General features: G+C 50.2%; 10 protein-coding genes and 2 pseudogenes. 7 read left to right on the top strand and 5 right to left on the bottom strand.

Annotated elements, in window-relative coordinates; genetic code table 11:
- Positions 1–11 precede the first annotated feature (11 nt).
- From ACIPUG_RS10465 to ACIPUG_RS10445, 5 genes and pseudogenes are all read left to right on the top strand, one after another.
- Entirely contained in the window at positions 12–4,208 is a 4,197-nt protein-coding gene (locus tag ACIPUG_RS10465; protein ID WP_400338344.1) for an RHS repeat-associated core domain-containing protein, read from the top strand.
- On the top strand, positions 4,208–4,492 hold the full coding sequence (locus tag ACIPUG_RS10460; RefSeq protein WP_014917082.1) for a hypothetical protein: 285 nt from the start codon (positions 4,208–4,210) through the stop codon (positions 4,490–4,492). The genes ACIPUG_RS10465 and ACIPUG_RS10460 overlap by 1 nt, the downstream gene beginning before the upstream one ends.
- Before the next feature lie 148 nt (positions 4,493–4,640).
- Positions 4,641–5,139, top strand: a pseudogene (locus ACIPUG_RS10455) (type IV secretion protein Rhs); the annotation flags it as partial.
- Entirely contained in the window at positions 5,136–6,125 is a 990-nt protein-coding gene (locus tag ACIPUG_RS10450) for a hypothetical protein (protein WP_248721366.1), read from the top strand. The pseudogene ACIPUG_RS10455 and the gene ACIPUG_RS10450, both read left to right, overlap by 4 nt.
- 38 nt (positions 6,126–6,163) lie before the next feature.
- Positions 6,164–6,373: pseudogene (locus ACIPUG_RS10445) on the top strand (RHS repeat-associated core domain-containing protein); the annotation flags it as partial.
- Between the two features lie 60 nt (positions 6,374–6,433).
- On the opposite strand, the gene dppF reads toward ACIPUG_RS10445, so the two are convergent.
- The 5 genes from dppF to dppA form a co-directional block, all read right to left on the bottom strand.
- Positions 6,434–7,444 carry a dipeptide ABC transporter ATP-binding subunit DppF gene (gene dppF / locus ACIPUG_RS10440; protein WP_010281080.1) on the bottom strand — a complete coding sequence of 337 codons (1,011 nt, stop codon included), beginning with the start codon at positions 7,442–7,444 and terminating at the stop codon, positions 6,434–6,436.
- Complete coding sequence (gene dppD / locus ACIPUG_RS10435; protein WP_014917083.1) at positions 7,441–8,421, bottom strand: dipeptide ABC transporter ATP-binding protein; 981 nt, start codon at positions 8,419–8,421, stop codon at positions 7,441–7,443. Before dppD ends, dppF begins: the two co-directional genes overlap by 4 nt.
- Positions 8,422–8,434: 13 nt before the next feature.
- The gene (dppC, locus tag ACIPUG_RS10430; protein ID WP_400314919.1) at positions 8,435–9,337 is read right to left on the bottom strand and encodes a dipeptide ABC transporter permease DppC; all 903 of its coding nucleotides are present in this window, start codon (positions 9,335–9,337) and stop codon (positions 8,435–8,437) included.
- A gap of 13 nt (positions 9,338–9,350) precedes the next feature.
- On the bottom strand, positions 9,351–10,370 hold the full coding sequence (gene dppB / locus ACIPUG_RS10425; protein ID WP_010281089.1) for a dipeptide ABC transporter permease DppB: 1,020 nt from the start codon (positions 10,368–10,370) through the stop codon (positions 9,351–9,353).
- Positions 10,371–10,601: 231 nt separating this feature from the next.
- Complete coding sequence (gene dppA / locus ACIPUG_RS10420) at positions 10,602–12,209, bottom strand: dipeptide ABC transporter periplasmic-binding protein DppA (RefSeq protein WP_400338342.1); 1,608 nt, start codon at positions 12,207–12,209, stop codon at positions 10,602–10,604.
- Between the two features lie 906 nt (positions 12,210–13,115).
- On the opposite strand from dppA, the gene ACIPUG_RS10415 reads away from it, so the two are divergent.
- Together ACIPUG_RS10415 and ACIPUG_RS10410 are read left to right on the top strand one after the other, a co-directional pair.
- Positions 13,116–13,799, top strand: a complete 684-nt coding sequence (locus ACIPUG_RS10415; protein WP_131548443.1) for a hypothetical protein — start codon at positions 13,116–13,118, stop codon at positions 13,797–13,799.
- 595 nt (positions 13,800–14,394) lie between these two features.
- On the top strand, positions 14,395–15,738 hold the full coding sequence (locus tag ACIPUG_RS10410) for a 2-hydroxycarboxylate transporter family protein (RefSeq protein WP_400338341.1): 1,344 nt from the start codon (positions 14,395–14,397) through the stop codon (positions 15,736–15,738).
- Positions 15,739–15,905: the final 167 nt, after the last annotated feature.

Raw genomic sequence — 15,905 nt, 5'->3', positions numbered from 1 at the left:
GGAATATTGTTATGTTTGAAGCCGCACGCGTTGGCGATGGGATCGGGCATTCAGGTGCGTTAGCAGGCATGATTGCGGGCACCATTGTCGGTGGGTTGATTGCCGCAGTCGGTGGCATTGCTGCCGGTGCCTTATTTGTGGCGGGTCTCGCCTCCTCTTGCCTGGGCGTTGGCGTGCTGTTGATTGGCCTCAGTTTTGCTGTGGGTTGGGCGACTGGCGTGCTGGCAGAAAAAGCGCGTGATGGCATTGCCGAGGCGGGTGCCAGCAGCATGTCAAAAGCCGGAACCATTGATACAGGCTCACGCAATGTGTTCATCAACGGTATGAAGGCCGCCCTCGCCACCCTGAGTGTGGCCAGCTGTAGCAAAGATGGGCCTTCCATGCAGGTGGCGCAGGGCTCGGAAACGGTATACATCAACAACCAGCCCGCATCCCGCCTTGGCGATAAAGTGAACTGTAGCGCCACTATCACGGAAGGTTCTTCCAATGTTTTCATCGGTGGGAAAGCCAAATCCACATTACCCATCAAACCGGAAGTTCCTGAGTGGCTCTATAAAGTCTCTGATTTAACGCTGCTTTTCGCCGGACTGATTGGTGGCGTCGGCGGCGCAGCGAGCAAGCTCGGAAAACTGGGTCAGCTTTTACAAAAACTCCCCGGTATCAATAAGATCCAACGCATTGCCTGCCGCTTTGGTGTGCTCGTGACCGGTGTCGCGGCTGGGGGCATTATCGCCCGTCCGATAGACATCGTGAGCGGCCAAAAATTTCTGTCAGATGAAGATGAGCTGGATTTTATCCTTCCCTCTCGCTTATCCGTTTATTGGCAACGCTACTGGCGTAGCGGTAACCCCAGCGATAGCGTACTGGGAAAAGGATGGAGCCTGTTCTGGGAAACGACGCTAACGCGCTATCAGGACGGTCTGGTTTGGCGCGCGCCGTCAGGCGATCTGATTTCCTTCCCTTTCGTTCCCATCGGCCAGCGCACCTACTGCCCGGCGGAAAAACGCTGGCTGGAGCACCATCAGGATGAGAGCTGGTCGGTTTATGGGCCAGACGGTGAAGTGTGGTATTACACTGCGCTGTCTTCGCAGGGAAAAGCGGTGCTGGCACGCGTTGCCGAGTCATGTGGCAATGACATGCTCCTTTTCTGGAACGATGACGACACGCTTAACGCACTGACGGACAGCGCCGGGCGGCACATCACATGTCGATATCTTGATGGGCGGCTGGAAAGCGTCTGGCTGGATGAATCGACCTGTCTCGTGCACTATACCTACAATACGCAAAAGCAGCTTGTCACCGTCACCGGGCGGGGCGGTAGCGTGCGCCGTCGTTTTACCTGGCAGGATGACGGGCTGATGGCCAGCCATGAAGATGCTAACGGTCTGCTCAGCGAATATCAGTGGCAGGAGATTGCCGATTTACCTCGCGTGGTGGCATACCGGAATAGCGCGGGTGAACAACTCACGCTGGAGTACGACTTTGCTGGCCAGCGGAGAACCGCCCGCCGGGAGGATGGCCTCGTTGCACAGTGGGCGCTTGACGGTGATGACCACGTCGTTCGCTTTATCGATTACGACGGTCGCGAAACCAACCTGAATTATACCGACGGCGAGCTGTGTGAAGTCATCCTTCCCGGCGGAGCAAGTCGCAAGACCATATGGGACAGCTATGGTCGTTTACTCAGTGAAATTGACCCGCTAGGTCGGGAAACACACTACCAGTGGTATCGACTGACGGATAACGTTGCGCTGGTGACGTATGCCGACGGTAGCCAGGAGCGAATGCAGTATGACGACTTCAACCGGTTGGTTGAGGAGGTCGATGCACTGGGGAATTCAACACGTTATCATTATCCCAATACACAGGAGCGTTTACCGGACAGCGTGATCGACGCTCTGGGCGGCACCGTGACACTCGCCTGGAATCACCAGGGGCTGCTGACGGCACGTACTGACTGTTCGGGGCAATGCAGCACCTTTGAGTATGACCATTACGGACAACTGCTGGCTTCTGTCGATGCAGAAGGCCACACTACCCGCCGGGAATGGGATGCCTGCGGGCAACTGACTGGCGTTATCTACCCGGATGGTCGCCGGGAAACGCTACGCTGGAATACCCGAGGTCAGTTACAGACATGGCGTGATGCCCAGAACAGCGAAGTACGCTGGCAGTATAACGTATTGGGCCAGCCCGTCAGTGTGACAGACCGCCTCCGCCGGACAAAACGCTGGCACTATGACACGCGCGGGCTGTTGTTGCGGTTAGAGAATGGCAACGGCGCGGAATACCAATTTGGCTATGATGCCGTCGGCCGACTGGTTAAAGAACGGCGCGTAGATGGCGTCGAGCTAACCTTCTGCTACGACGACGCAGGCCATCTGTGTCAGAGAGCACAACGCGGAAATGCGGCGAATGATGCAGCCATCACGCACATTTATCAGCATGATGCGGCCGGGCAACTGGTGCGTCGAGCACATGCACACGCCGAGTTTCACTACCAGCACAGTGACAGAGGGCGGCTGGTTGCGCTAAAACGCGAGCCTACCGAGGAAGGCCTCGCGCTGGGACTCATCGCCGATGAGGTCAGATTGACCTATGATGCCGCAGGCTATCTGTCGGGAGAGTACGGCAGTGAGGGAGACATTTGCTATGCGCGGGACGTACTGGGGAATGTGAGTACCCTGTCTCTGCCGGATGGCGACGCGTTGCACTGGCTGCGCTACGGTTCCGGGCATGTCAGCGCAGTAAAATTCAATCATCAGGTCATCAGCGAGTTTACCCGTGACCGCTTGCACCGGGAAATCACCCGCACTCAGGGACGGCGCGAACAGCGACGGGACTATGACCGTTTAGGCCGCCTGACTTCACAACGCAGCGGGCTTTGGGATGTCGCAGAGCCGGAGCAGCAAATATTATCGCGGGCCCTAAGCTACACCGCATCCGGTGAACTGGCCTCGGTCAATGACAGTCTGCGCGGGGACGTGCAGTACGATTACGATGCAGAAGGCCGTCTGCTGAAGCGCATTGACGTGCACTGGCAGGTGCATCACCGGGCCTACGGCTACGATGCGGCGGACAATATACAGGATGCGGGCCACTCACGTTCAGCCCCGCTTCCGCTGCCGGACAACCGCCTGCTGAACTGGCGTAACCTGTGGAATCAGTATGACAGTCAAGGCAACCTGACGCGGCGGCGTGACGGCGAAACAGAGCAATTTTACAAGTACGATGCTGATAATCGACTGCTGGAAGCACGAGGCCGAGGTCTGCAGGGCGAGTTTGTCGCCTGCTATAACTATGACGCCCTGGGTAGACGCACTCGTAAAACCGTTATTTGGGGCGAAGACGGAAAGCAGGAAGAAACACGTTTCCTGTGGGAAGGCTTCCGATTGTTGCAGGCCAGACACGCTGACCGAACAGAAAGTTATATTTATGACCCGAACGTCTGGTGGTCACCGTTAGCGCGTATCACCCAGCGCCCAGGTGATAACGAAGGCGATATCCGCTGGTTCAACACGGACCTGAACGGCGCACCGCTGGAGATGACCGATGCGGACGGCGCGGTCCGCTGGAGCGGCGACTACGGCAGCTTCGGAGCCCTCAACGGGCAGACGCAGGACAGCGAAAGGTTCCGCAACGGCAAACCGGTGGAATCCCAGCCGTTACGCTACGCCGGACAATTCGCCGATGACGAAACCGGTTTGCACTACAACCTGTTCCGCTACTATGATCCCACCGTCGGACGCTTCACCACGCAGGACCCGATTGGGCTAAACGGCGGGTTAAACTTATATCAGTATGCGCCGAATCCGCTGGGGTGGGTTGATCCACTGGGGCTATCTCCTAAAGTATTACCGGATGAAGCTATAGTTTGCCGAGGTGGTGCATGTCTTGCCGATTCGTTTAAGAATGGTAGTGGTGTTATTGTAGATGGCGGTGGTAAGTTGGATGGTGTTTCGGTTAATAGTGCAGCGGGTAAGACATTAGACCAACTAACAGAAGGCATACCTCATAATAAAGTAGGAGTTACAACAGTTGGGGATATTCGGGCTAAAGGAGGAGATGTTGTTTCGTCTCCTACGAGAAATAATCCCAATCATGCCACCTTATCTGGCATTACAGCAGATCAGGCACAGGATTTAATGACGCCAACTCAAAAAAATCCGTCAGCGAAGCCAAAATTGAAAGGTGGGGGAAGTTGCTAATGCAGTACGATAAAATTTTGGATGAAGAATTAAATTTGATAAAAGAGCGTTGTGTTAAAACGACACCGGGACCATGGATTTCTTATGTTGAAGGGAGGGATCATACTAGTGGTTCTAATTTTATTATGACAGGAGAGGGAGAGAATAGAGGTGAAGATCTTGAGCTTATTGGCGCTACGATAGAAGATCAAGATTTCATAGCTCATGCAAAACAGGATATACCTAGATTACTTGATGAAATAGAAAGATTAAAGAAGCTGATACAGGTGGTTGGCGAGAAATAATAGTATGATTTATACACATTATATTAATAGGAAGATAAGAATTGTGTAGATAAACGAATTTATCAAGTTCTGGTTGTGATATATGAACTACGATCCAGTAGTATTATTTATGTATGAACCAAACCATCAGTATGATCCGTGATCGAGTAAATTTCATCACCTTGACCCGATAGGGCTGGCGGGGGATAAATCTTTATCAGTATGCGCCTAATCCGTTGGGGTGGATTGATCAGCTGGGGTTGACTCCAGACGAAGTTATTCGTTACATGGGGAAAGATGAGGCAATATCTTCCGTTGCTGAACGTAATGGCCTAGGGGGACTAGTTCCTAATAATCGTGGAGATAAGGCTGTTTGGGTCAACCATGACAGTAAACCTGGATTCAATCCGGGTAATGAGAAATATAGAGCTGTAATGACAGTGGATAAAAATGGCGTCGATATGCTTAATAAGCATCAAGATATTTCTGCTGTAAATTATAAAGAAACAGGATTAAAAGATGGTGTGCTTTCTAAGCAGAATGAGCCCAAAGCTAGAGGTATTGGGCGAAATGTGATTGATAAATTTAATAATTCGATAAAATCCTTTAGGATTGAGAAAAAGGGTAAGGACGGAAAATGGAAATCGTGCGGAAAGAAAGTCACATGAACATTATTGATGTTTTTTTTTATAAGCTTGAAAACTTCATCAATCCAAGATGTTACAGAAAAGATTTCCTCCCCTATTCTTACAAAGAGGATGAAAGAGATCTTCATTTAATTTCTGTTAAAGGAGTAAATGGCAGACTGTATCCTTTGACAAGATGGTATGATATTTTCCCAAAAGGTAAAGTGGATAAGATAATACATAGCCTAGGCTTTAGTGAAAACGATTGTTATGCTATGAAAATAATGCTTTCCAGATTTGGGTATTTATTTCAAATAGATAACAGACAACGAATAAACAAAGATATTCATATTATTTTCTATGTTTTTCAATTGATTTTTCTAAAGAAAAAAACAAAAAATGAGACAGATATAAATTATTTTTTCAAATTTTTATGCTTTGAGCTTGGTATTGGTGATGATGTATACGATAAGTTTTATGTTCATGATAACAAATTATTTATGAAATCAGAAAATTTAGGTGATATTGATTTTTATGAATATATTATTGAATTTTATGATAGAATTAAAAAAACGGATATCATTGAAAATATAAAATTATTTCAACTTTCCGTCATTGAGTTATTATTTTCCAAAAAACACAAAATAAAAGAAATACCTATTAATGATATTAACAAAGATCTTATTAATCCTGAGTTTTTTTTATTAAGTTATAAAAAATCAAAAAAAATAATATTTGATTCGTTAATTGATTGCTTTAATAAATATCAATCAAGTGAAAATTTATTTATTTCAAACTCTATATTGATGAATTATTCTTACTACATATTAAAAAACAATAAAAGAAAAATAATGTCACTTAAAAAATACGTTGGCGATGATACTATTTTCTCTTCAATAATATCGTCTATAGCATTCAGGGGGATTGCAGTTAATGAAGGTTTTTTCATTAACATGGGGCTTGGTGAATATTTGAATTTACCTGATAGGGAAGAAACTACTCTATATAATCTTATATACTCTATATGATATATTTAAAATATACGATTATATCGCTATGAATTAAGAACGGCTCGGTCCGCTGGAGCGGAGACTACAGCAGCTTCGGCGCCGTCAACGGGCAGACGCAGGACAGCGAAGGGTTCCGCAACGGCAAACCGGTGGAATCCCAGCCGTTACGCTACTATGACCCCATCGTCGGACGCTTCACCACTCAGGATCCAATTGGGCTGGCAGACGGGGAAAATTTGTATGCTTATGCGCCGAATACCAATGGAATAAGCACACAATCAACGCCCCACGCTCTGGCAAAGCGGCGTGGGGGCATCGAAGGCAAACTAGGCTACAGCGGTGCCCTGTTCGTCTTGATCGACGGCGAAGCAAGCGACCTGCTGTTCGCCGTAGGTTTTCAACTGCGGTTGGAACTGTGTACAGGTACTGAAGCAGCGCTGGCAGCGAGCGTTGAACGCGCAGCCCGGCGGTGGGTTCAGCGGGCTGGGCAGTTCACCCGTCAGCTTGATGCGTTCGCGGCGTAAATCCGGGTTCAGGCGCGGCGTCGCGGAAAGTAACGCCTGCGTATACGGGTGGCGCGGATTGTTGAAAATGGCATCTTTACTGCCCTTCTCCACACAGCGGCCCAGATACATCACCATCACTTCATCAGCGATATGTTCGACCACGGACAGATCGTGCGAGATGAAGACGTAAGACAGCCCCAAGTCCTGCTGCAAATCCATCATCAGGTTCAGCACCTGTGCGCGAACCGACACGTCCAGCGCCGAAACCGGCTCATCGGCAATCACCACGTCTGGGTCCAGCATCAATCCACGGGCGATAGCGATACGTTGACGCTGACCGCCAGAGAACATATGCGGATAACGGTCGTAATGCTCTGTTTTCAGCCCCACTTTTGCCATCATCGCCAACGCTTTTTCACGACGTTCAGCTTTTGACAGTTCCGTGTTGATCTGGAGTGGTTCCTCCAGGATCTGGCCGACTTTCTTACGCGGGTTCAGCGATCCGTACGGATTCTGGAAAACGATCTGGATCTTCTGCCGACGCAGCTTCTGTGCTTCAGGATCGTGCTTCAGCAGATCCTGTCCCTGATAGTACAGTTCGCCATCAGACGGGGTTTCGATCATCGTCAGCAGGCGACCCAGCGTGGATTTTCCACAACCGGACTCTCCGACCACCGCCAGCGTTTTACCGCGTTCCAGCGTAAAGGAAACGCCGTCCAGTGCTTTCACCATCCGCTCTGGCGCAAAAAAGCCCTTTTTCACCGGATAGTGTTTTTTCAAATCAATCGCATGCAGCAAATACGGCTGCGATGGTGCGTTCAGTTCACTCATAGGGTTGGCCTCCCCGCATCATCCAGCGGTGTATGACATTTCACCTGACGACCAGGAATATCGCGCAGAACAGGTTCTTCCTGACGGCAGCGGTCTTGCGCATAGGGGCAACGCGGGTTTAACAGACAGCCGTTCGGGCGGTCATATTTACCCGGTACCACGCCCGGCAACGATGCCAGTCGGGATTTATCCGCCGCAAACTCTGGTAGCGCACGTAACAGCGCCTGGGTATACGGATGACGGGGCGCGCTGAAAATATCCGCCGCTTTGCCTGATTCCACGACCTGCCCGGCATACATCACGATGATGTGGTGTGCCGCTTCAGCCACCAGCGCCAAATCATGGGTAATCAGGATCAGCGCCATGTTTTCTCGCTGCTGCAATTCGAGCAGCAGTTCGATGATCTGCGCCTGAATAGTCACGTCGAGCGCCGTGGTCGGCTCATCGGCAATCAGCAGCTTCGGCCGACAGGCAATCGCCATCGCGATCATCACGCGCTGACTCATCCCGCCGGAAAGCTGGTGCGGATACACGTCAAGACGCGAACCCGGATCGGGAATCCCAACCAGCGTCAGCAGGTCAATCGCACGCTGACGACGGGTTTTGCGGTTACCGCCCTGATGCACCTTGATGGCTTCCATGATCTGGTAGCCCACTGTGTAGCACGGGTTCAGGCTGGTCATCGGGTCCTGGAAAATCATCGCGACTTCAGAACCCACCAGATTACGCCGTTCTTTTTCAGAAATTTTTGTTAAATCACGCTGGTTAAATTCCAGCTTGTCGGCCATCACTTTGCCGGGGTAATCAATCAGCCCCATAATCGCCAGCGAGCTGACGGACTTACCGGAGCCGGATTCCCCGACGATACCGACGACCTGACCTTGTTCAACCTGGTAGCTGATACGATCGACCGCACGAAACGGCAGATCCTCATCACCAAAGTGAACCGACAGTTTATCTACATTGAGCAACGCCATCTCTCTACCTCTACTACTGCTTGAGTTTGGGGTCGAGAGCGTCACGCAAGCCGTCCCCCATCAGGTTAAACGCCAATACCGTCAGTAAGATTGCCAGACCGGGGAACGTCACCACCCACCAGGCGCTTTGCGCAAACTGCAAAACGTCCGACAGCATGGTGCCCCACTCTGGCGTTGGCGGCTGTGCGCCCATACCGAGGAAACCCAAAGCAGCCATATCGAGAATGGCGTTAGAAAAGCCGAGAGAAGCCTGCACAATCAACGGTGCCAGGCAGTTAGGCAGAATGTTGACGAACATCTGACGCGCCGAACTGGCTCCCGCCACGCGTGAAGCCGTGACGTAATCGCGATTGACTTCCACCAGCACCGCCGCGCGGGTCAAACGGACATAGTGCGGTAATGCCACGAAGGTCAGCGCCAGCGAGGCATTCACAATCGAAGGTCCGAAGACGGCCACCAGCACCAGCGCCAGCAGCAGGCTCGGCAGCGCCAGCATGATATCGACGATACGCATGATGAGCGCATCGACCACACCGCCGAAATACCCGGCCAGCAGGCCGAAGATCACCCCCAGCACCAGCGACAGTACGACGACCAGACAGCCAACCAGCAGCGACAGACGCGCGCCGTACATCAGACGGGACAGGACATCACGCCCGACGTCATCCGTTCCCAGAATAAACTGCCAGCTTCCGCCCTCTTGCCAGACCGGCGGACGAAGCAGCGCATCGCGGAACTGCTCGGCGGGCGCATGCGGAGCCAACACGTTGGCACCAATGGCGATAATTAGCATCAGCACGACATACACCATGCCAACGACCGCCCCTTTGTTACGTTTAAAATAGTGCCAGAATTCCTGTAGCGGGGTCATCGGCTTCGGTGCGCTATTTACAACAGGTTCAGTGACGTGTGTCATCTTAGCCTTCCCCTTATTTCTTGTGACGGATGCGTGGGTTAACCACGCCGTAGAGCACATCTACCAGCAGGTTCACCAGAATGATCATGGTTGCCACCAGCAGTACGCCGCCCTGAACCACCGGATAGTCACGACGCTGCAACGCATCGATTAACCACCGTCCCAGCCCCGGCCAGGAGAAAATGGTTTCCGTCAGGATCGCCCCGGCCAGCATGGTACCGACCTGTAAACCAATTACCGTTACCACCGGCAGCATCGCATTACGCAACGCGTGCACGACAATCACACGCAGACGGCTCAGCCCTTTGGCACGGGCGGTACGAATGTAATCCTCACCCAGCACTTCCAGCATCGCGGAGCGCGTCATACGCACAATCACCGCCAGTGGAATGGTGCCCAGCACGATGGCAGGCAGGATCATGTGTTCAACCGCGTCGATAAAGTCGCCTTCCTCGCCCCAGAACAGGGTATCGATCAGCATAAAGCCGGTTAGCGGCATGCTGTCATCAAGGAAAATCGTGTCGCTGATGCGCCCCGAAACGGGGGTAAGGTCAAGCTGAACGGAGACCAGCATAATCAGCATCATGCCCCACCAGAAGATAGGCATGGAGTAGCCCGTCAGCGCCAGGCCAACAGAGGTATGATCGAAAATGGAACCGCGTTTGACCGCAGCCAGCACACCAACCGGAATCCCCACTGCGATAGCAAACATCATCGCACAGATACCCAGTTCCAGCGTCGCTTTGAAGCGAGGCACAAATTCTTCCCACACGGGGATACGACTCTTGAGGGAGATCCCCAGATCGCCCTGCATCACACCGCCAATATAGTGGAGGTATTGCTGCCAAAGCGGCTTATCCAGCCCCATTTCAGCCAGCAACTGCGCATGACGCTCGGCGGAAATACCCCGTTCCCCCGCCATGATCATCACCGGGTCGCCCGGAATCATGTGCACGAACGCGAAGGTTAATAGGGTGATACCAATAAACGTTGGGATAACTAACCCCAAACGCCGGAGTATGAACTGCAACATATCCCGAACTCTCTATTCATGCCCGTTGGCTCATTGGCCATCAGGCTTATCATTGCTCACAGCTAAAAAATCGCCAGGTGCGATTTTAAACGTCGTGTGCGACGGCCCGCAGGATAGCGGGCAGGGAAGACAACCATAAATTTAACGGGCAAGAAACCCCGCCTCCACGGTTCCTCTAACGAGAAACCGCAAGGTCGGGGTTTTTAGTGTCCGTGAAATCTAGTGGCTGATTTAATCCAACGTCACGTTGTTGAAGCTATGCACACCACGCGGCTGAACCACATAACCTTTCACGTTTTTACGTACAGGTTCGTACACGGTGGAGTGCGCAACAATCAGCGCCGGAGCCTGATCGTGCATCACAACCTGCGCTTGTTTGTACAGCTCAATACGTTTTTCGTGATCGGAAACGGCGCGCGCCGGTTGGATCAAGTCTTCAAACGGCTTGTAGCACCACTTGGAGTAGTTGGAGCCATTTTTAGCCGCATCGCAGCTGAACAGGGTCGCGAAGAAGTTATCTGGATCCCCATTGTCGCCAGTCCAGCCCATCAGTACGGTCTGGTGCTCGCCGTCTTTCGCACGCTTCAGATACTCGCCCCACTCGTAGGTGACAATCTTGGCTTTCACGCCCACTTTCGCCCAGTCGGACTGAATCATTTCCGCCATACGACGCGCGTTCGGGTTGTACGGACGCTGTACCGGCATTGCCCACAGGTCGATAGAGAAACCGTCAGCCATACCCGCTTCTTTCAGCAGCGCTTTCGCTTTCTCAGGATCGTAGCTGTAGTCTTTAACGTCGTTGTTGTAGCCCCACATGGTCGGCGGGATCAGGTTAGTTGCGGCCTGGCCGGCTCCCTGATAGACCGCTTCGATAATGGCAGACTTGTTCACCGCATAGTTCAAAGCCTGGCGAATCTTGACGTTATCCAGCGGTTTTTTCTCAACGTTGTAAGCCAAATAGCCAACGTTCAGGCCAGGCTGTTCCATCAACGTGATGTTTTTATCTTCTTTCATCTTCGCGAGATCGGCCGGGTTTGGATACGGCATGATCTGGCATTCGTCTTTTTGCAGCTTGGCATAACGTACAGACGCATCTGGCGTGATAGAGAAGACCAGACGGTCAACACCCGGCTTAGTACCCCAGAAGCCTTCAAAGGCTTTGTACAGAATACGGGAGTCTTTCTGGTACTGCTGCAGCTGGAACGGGCCTGTACCGATTGGGTTCAGGTCAATCTTCTCTGGCGTACCGGCTTTCAGCATCTTATCCGCGTATTCCGCTGACAGGATGGAAGCAAAGTCCATCGCCAGGTTTGCCAGGAATGGCGCTTCAGGGCGGTTCAGCACAAAGCGGACGGTATAGTCGTCTACTTTTTCGATTTTGCTGACCAGTTCCGGCATACCCATACCCTGATAGTATTCATAGCTGCCGCCAGATACTTTGTGGTACGGATGGTTGGCATCCTGCTGACGCATGAAGGAGAAAATCACGTCATCGGCATTGAATTCACGAGAAGGTTTGAAATCCTTGCTGTCTTGCCATTTCACGCCTTTGCGCAGATGGAAAGTATAGGTTTTGCCGTCTTCGCTGATATCCCATTTTTCAGCCAGACCCGGACCGGTGTCCGTGGTACCGTCTTTAAATTCCACCAGGCGGTTATAAATAGGAATAGAGCTGGCATCAAACGTTGTACCGGAGGTAAACAGCTGTGGGTTAAAACCTTCCGGGGAGCCTTCTGAGCAGTACACCAGCGTCTTTGCCTGAACGCCTGCAGCGACGGACAGGGCGAGCAAGCCAAGGCCGAACTTAAACACCCTTGATTTAACTAGGGATTTTTCCATTACTTGTGCTCCATTGTGGATGATGTTGTGTGCTATACCCGCCATACTCCAAGCTGCATACGCGTTAATTCTGTCGTTAAACGCACAGTGGTTAACAGCGCTGATATTCCGTCCTGCATCTCGAAATCAATTGGGTATGGTTGGCCAGACCTGTATTTTTACGAACTGTGGTCTGTACCCTGTCGCCCGAAGGCAAAATTAAAATAATGAGGAAGAGGAAAGGGGTTACCAAAACCGATGGCCGCCACGCTGTTGGATATAGTCATAATAACTACAACGTATACCTTGACGCGCCACAACCCGCTCACGGATGCTGGATGAAGACGTAGAATCATTCAGACAAGCCGCTGCTTTCCTCCTTATATCCCTATGACGCCCTCAATTTCTCAACAGATGGCGGTGACGTCAATATAAGCAGTAAGGATTTACAAAATTTCCTTACATTTTCTTAAAAGAGAAAATACAAGCTCATCACCTTACCAAAGGTGGATGTTTTGCCTTTTTAGTAAAAAACAGCGATAAAAACCGATAGCTTGCGGACATAAAGAAATTATCACCATTAAAAAAACTATAGTCATCTGGTCTTACATGTCCAAGATTTGAGCACTATTTTTTGTTAAAAACGTTAACAGCAGGTGAAAATCCTGACGGATAATAAGAAATTCTGATATTTACCACGGCACCATAAGTAGGCAAATGACTATCTACGCTACATAAAAAAACTTATCTCTGCCCTTTTAACTGACCACAAACCCCCCCTTATTCCGCCAGATTTTCCATCCCATTTTTCGCCAATATCGCTTTCACTTTTTGATGCTGCGTATCCAATTAGATCGGGATAGAATTAATCCATGCCGCAACAATTATTGTTGTATCGGTTGTATTGCTGACAAGGAAAATAGCTCGATGAAAGGAATAGTGAGCGTTGTGTTGTTATGTACTTCATTTCCCTGTTTTGCAGCCTGGGGTTATGAGATGACGATGTGCCGTAATGGCGCGTTTCCTGATTATCCAGACCAATACTCTGTCGCCAAAATCACGGCGGTGCATGGCGATAAAGTCCACTTTTACGATGATGATGTCAGGAATGGATGCCCGGATAATAAGGCAATTTGCCAGTATGAAACCCATCTGAAAGCGGGTGACAACGTGATAGTGGCACAGGAAAAAGACGGTTGGTCCTGCGTGTGGCATTTTGGCAAAAAATCCGAATTCGTCGGTTGGGTGGAGCCGGCCTATCTTAAAAAACAGCCCATCAAAACGGCAGATATCAATGCCTGGCTCGGTTCATGGCATGAGTATGGTAATAGCATAAAAATTACCCGTGGGAAAAACGGCACGCTTCATCTAAAAGGTAAGGCGACCTGGCATGGTGGCGTATCAAGTTATGGTGAACGAATTGTCCATTACGGAGGTATGTCTGCCTCGGCAATACCAAACGGCAATAGGCTCCAATGGGGTGATTCGCTTGAGGAGTTTGAATGCAAGGGCGTGATGCAGCTGATTAACGGCAATTTGATCGTGGAAGATAATGGTAATTGTGGCGGAATGAATGTTCGTTTTAACGGCATTTATCGTTTGAAAAGGTAATATGTCAGCCAGAGACCCTGCCCTCTCGGGTTATCCCCGTGGCAGGGTATCTACTGGCAGAAAATGATATTGCTCAATAATTAATTGGCTATTTTAGTTAAATAAATATTTTCACTAAAATGAAAACACGCTATTTACTTATTCTCATAAAGTGGTATTTTTCACTCAGTGAGTTACCTCTCCTTCTGTTTTAACCCCTCACATTCCCTCGATAAATTATTTTAATTACAAAAAAACAATATAAGTTATTTAAAATAGAGTTGCTGATAAGTTCACAAATACGTAATTAACGTATTATTTTTAACATTCCCTCATGCTAGATTACCCTCCAACAGGATTCATTGTTAAATAACATCAACCATTCCTTATCTTTTTGTTACTAACTGATAAAAAACAAAAAAACGTATTTTTCTGCTTTTTGATAATAAACATCCCGCCGCCATTGGCATTAGCAAGACTCGATATCCACACCGATATCGGCAAGCAAAAAGCCAATAAGATGCGTCGATAACGATGCGTTACCAATATCTCAACGATATTACACGGCAGGTATGTCATTTCTTTCTGTACCAACTGTCCTAGCAGGGTGAATATAATGAAAAAAATTGAAACTGATATTTTATGTGAGAACGATCTCGCTCTGGAAACACAAGAATCGCTTATCGGGGGATTTTTTAAAAAGAAAATCGGCTCCGTTCCCGTTGCGCTTTTTGTGGCGATTGCCGCCATTGTCGCTATCGCGGCCTACGAAGGATATTTGCCTAAAAATATGATTGGCGGTTTCGCCGTCATCATGACGATGGGTTTTTTACTGGCACACATTGGCAGCAACATTCCCGTGTTCAAAGATATCGGTGGCCCGGCCATTCTGTGCCTGATGGTGCCATCCGTTATGGTGTATTTTGAGTTGTTCAACGACAACACCATGAAAACCGTCCACCTGCTGATGAAAGAGGCGAACTTCCTGTATTTCGTCATCGCCTGTCTGGTGGTCGGCAGTATTCTGGGTATGAACCGCAAGATCCTGATTCAGGGGATGGTGCGCATGTTCGTCCCGCTGGTCATCGGCACAGCAACCGCACTGGCAACCGGTTTACTGGTTGGTAAACTGTGCGGCTATAGCTTCTATCACACCTTCTTCTTCATTATCGTGCCAATCATCGGCGGCGGTATTGGTGAAGGCATCCTGCCATTATCTCTCGCCTACTCTGCCATTCTGGGACAAACCCCAGATGTGTATGTGGCTCAGTTAGCGCCTGCTGCCGTCGTCGGTAACATCTTCGCGATTCTGTGTGCCGGCGTGCTGTCTCGTCTGGGGATGCGCCGCAAAGATCTGAACGGCGAGGGCCGTCTGGTTCGCAGCGATGAAGACAACGCGATGTTTGCCGTCAATGAAGCACCAAAACCGGTTGATTTTCATCTGATGGGCGGCGGACTGTTGATGATTTGCGCCTTCTTCATCGTCGGTGGCCTGTTTGAGAAACTGGTACACATCCCAGGCCCAGTGCTGATGATTCTGATCGCCGTGTTCTGTAAATACGGACGCGTGATTCCAGCGATTATGGAAACTGGAGCGCACAGTGTTTACAAATTCGTATCCAGTTCTCTGGTGTGGCCGCTGATGATCGGGCTTGGCATGCTGTATATCCCGCTGGAAAGCGTCGTCGCGGTATTCTCTGTGGGTTATGTCATCGTCTGTGGTTCTGTGGTGCTGTCCATGGCGCTGGTGAGCTTCCTGATTGCACCTTACCTGAACATGTACCCGATTGAGGCTTCTATCGTAACCACGTGCCACAGCGGGCTGGGCGGTACGGGCGACGTCGCGATTCTGTCTGCTTCTAACCGTATGTCTCTGATGCCGTTCGCACAGATCGCTACCCGTATCGGCGGCGCATCTACCGTCATCGCCGCAACGCTGCTGCTGGGCTGGGTTGTTTAATCTCAGTATCATGGTTTCCCTCAATCAGGGGGAAACCTTATTCTGAATGAGAAAAACCATTTAAGCCCGTATACACAGCGTTCCAGCTATGCCGTTATCTGTGTCACAGGTTCAGAACTGCGCTCCGCTACCCCATCAACTGCGTTCTTATCTAACCTTTTTGAAAA

Source organism: Pectobacterium sp. CHL-2024 (genome assembly GCF_044751765.1).
GTDB classification, from domain to species: Bacteria; Pseudomonadota; Gammaproteobacteria; order Enterobacterales; family Enterobacteriaceae; genus Pectobacterium; species Pectobacterium brasiliense.
The sequence above is the reverse complement of the archived record's forward strand: the minus strand, read 5'-3'. Positions and strand labels throughout refer to the sequence as shown.

What these genes read in the sequence shown, in the direction of transcription:
- dppC (WP_400314919.1), bottom strand. Translation starts at nt 9,337, where the DNA reads ATGACACACGTCACTGAACCTGTTGTAAATAGCGCACCGAAGCCGATG.
- dppA (WP_400338342.1), bottom strand. Translation starts at nt 12,209, where the DNA reads ATGGAAAAATCCCTAGTTAAATCAAGGGTGTTTAAGTTCGGCCTTGGC.
- ACIPUG_RS10465 (WP_400338344.1), top strand. Translation starts at nt 12, where the DNA reads ATGTTTGAAGCCGCACGCGTTGGCGATGGGATCGGGCATTCAGGTGCG.
- ACIPUG_RS10450 (WP_248721366.1), top strand. Translation starts at nt 5,136, where the DNA reads ATGAACATTATTGATGTTTTTTTTTATAAGCTTGAAAACTTCATCAAT.
- dppB (WP_010281089.1), bottom strand. Translation starts at nt 10,370, where the DNA reads ATGTTGCAGTTCATACTCCGGCGTTTGGGGTTAGTTATCCCAACGTTT.
- ACIPUG_RS10460 (WP_014917082.1), top strand. Translation starts at nt 4,208, where the DNA reads ATGCAGTACGATAAAATTTTGGATGAAGAATTAAATTTGATAAAAGAG.
- dppF (WP_010281080.1), bottom strand. Translation starts at nt 7,444, where the DNA reads ATGAGTGAACTGAACGCACCATCGCAGCCGTATTTGCTGCATGCGATT.
- dppD (WP_014917083.1), bottom strand. Translation starts at nt 8,421, where the DNA reads ATGGCGTTGCTCAATGTAGATAAACTGTCGGTTCACTTTGGTGATGAG.
- ACIPUG_RS10415 (WP_131548443.1), top strand. Translation starts at nt 13,116, where the DNA reads ATGAAAGGAATAGTGAGCGTTGTGTTGTTATGTACTTCATTTCCCTGT.
- ACIPUG_RS10410 (WP_400338341.1), top strand. Translation starts at nt 14,395, where the DNA reads ATGAAAAAAATTGAAACTGATATTTTATGTGAGAACGATCTCGCTCTG.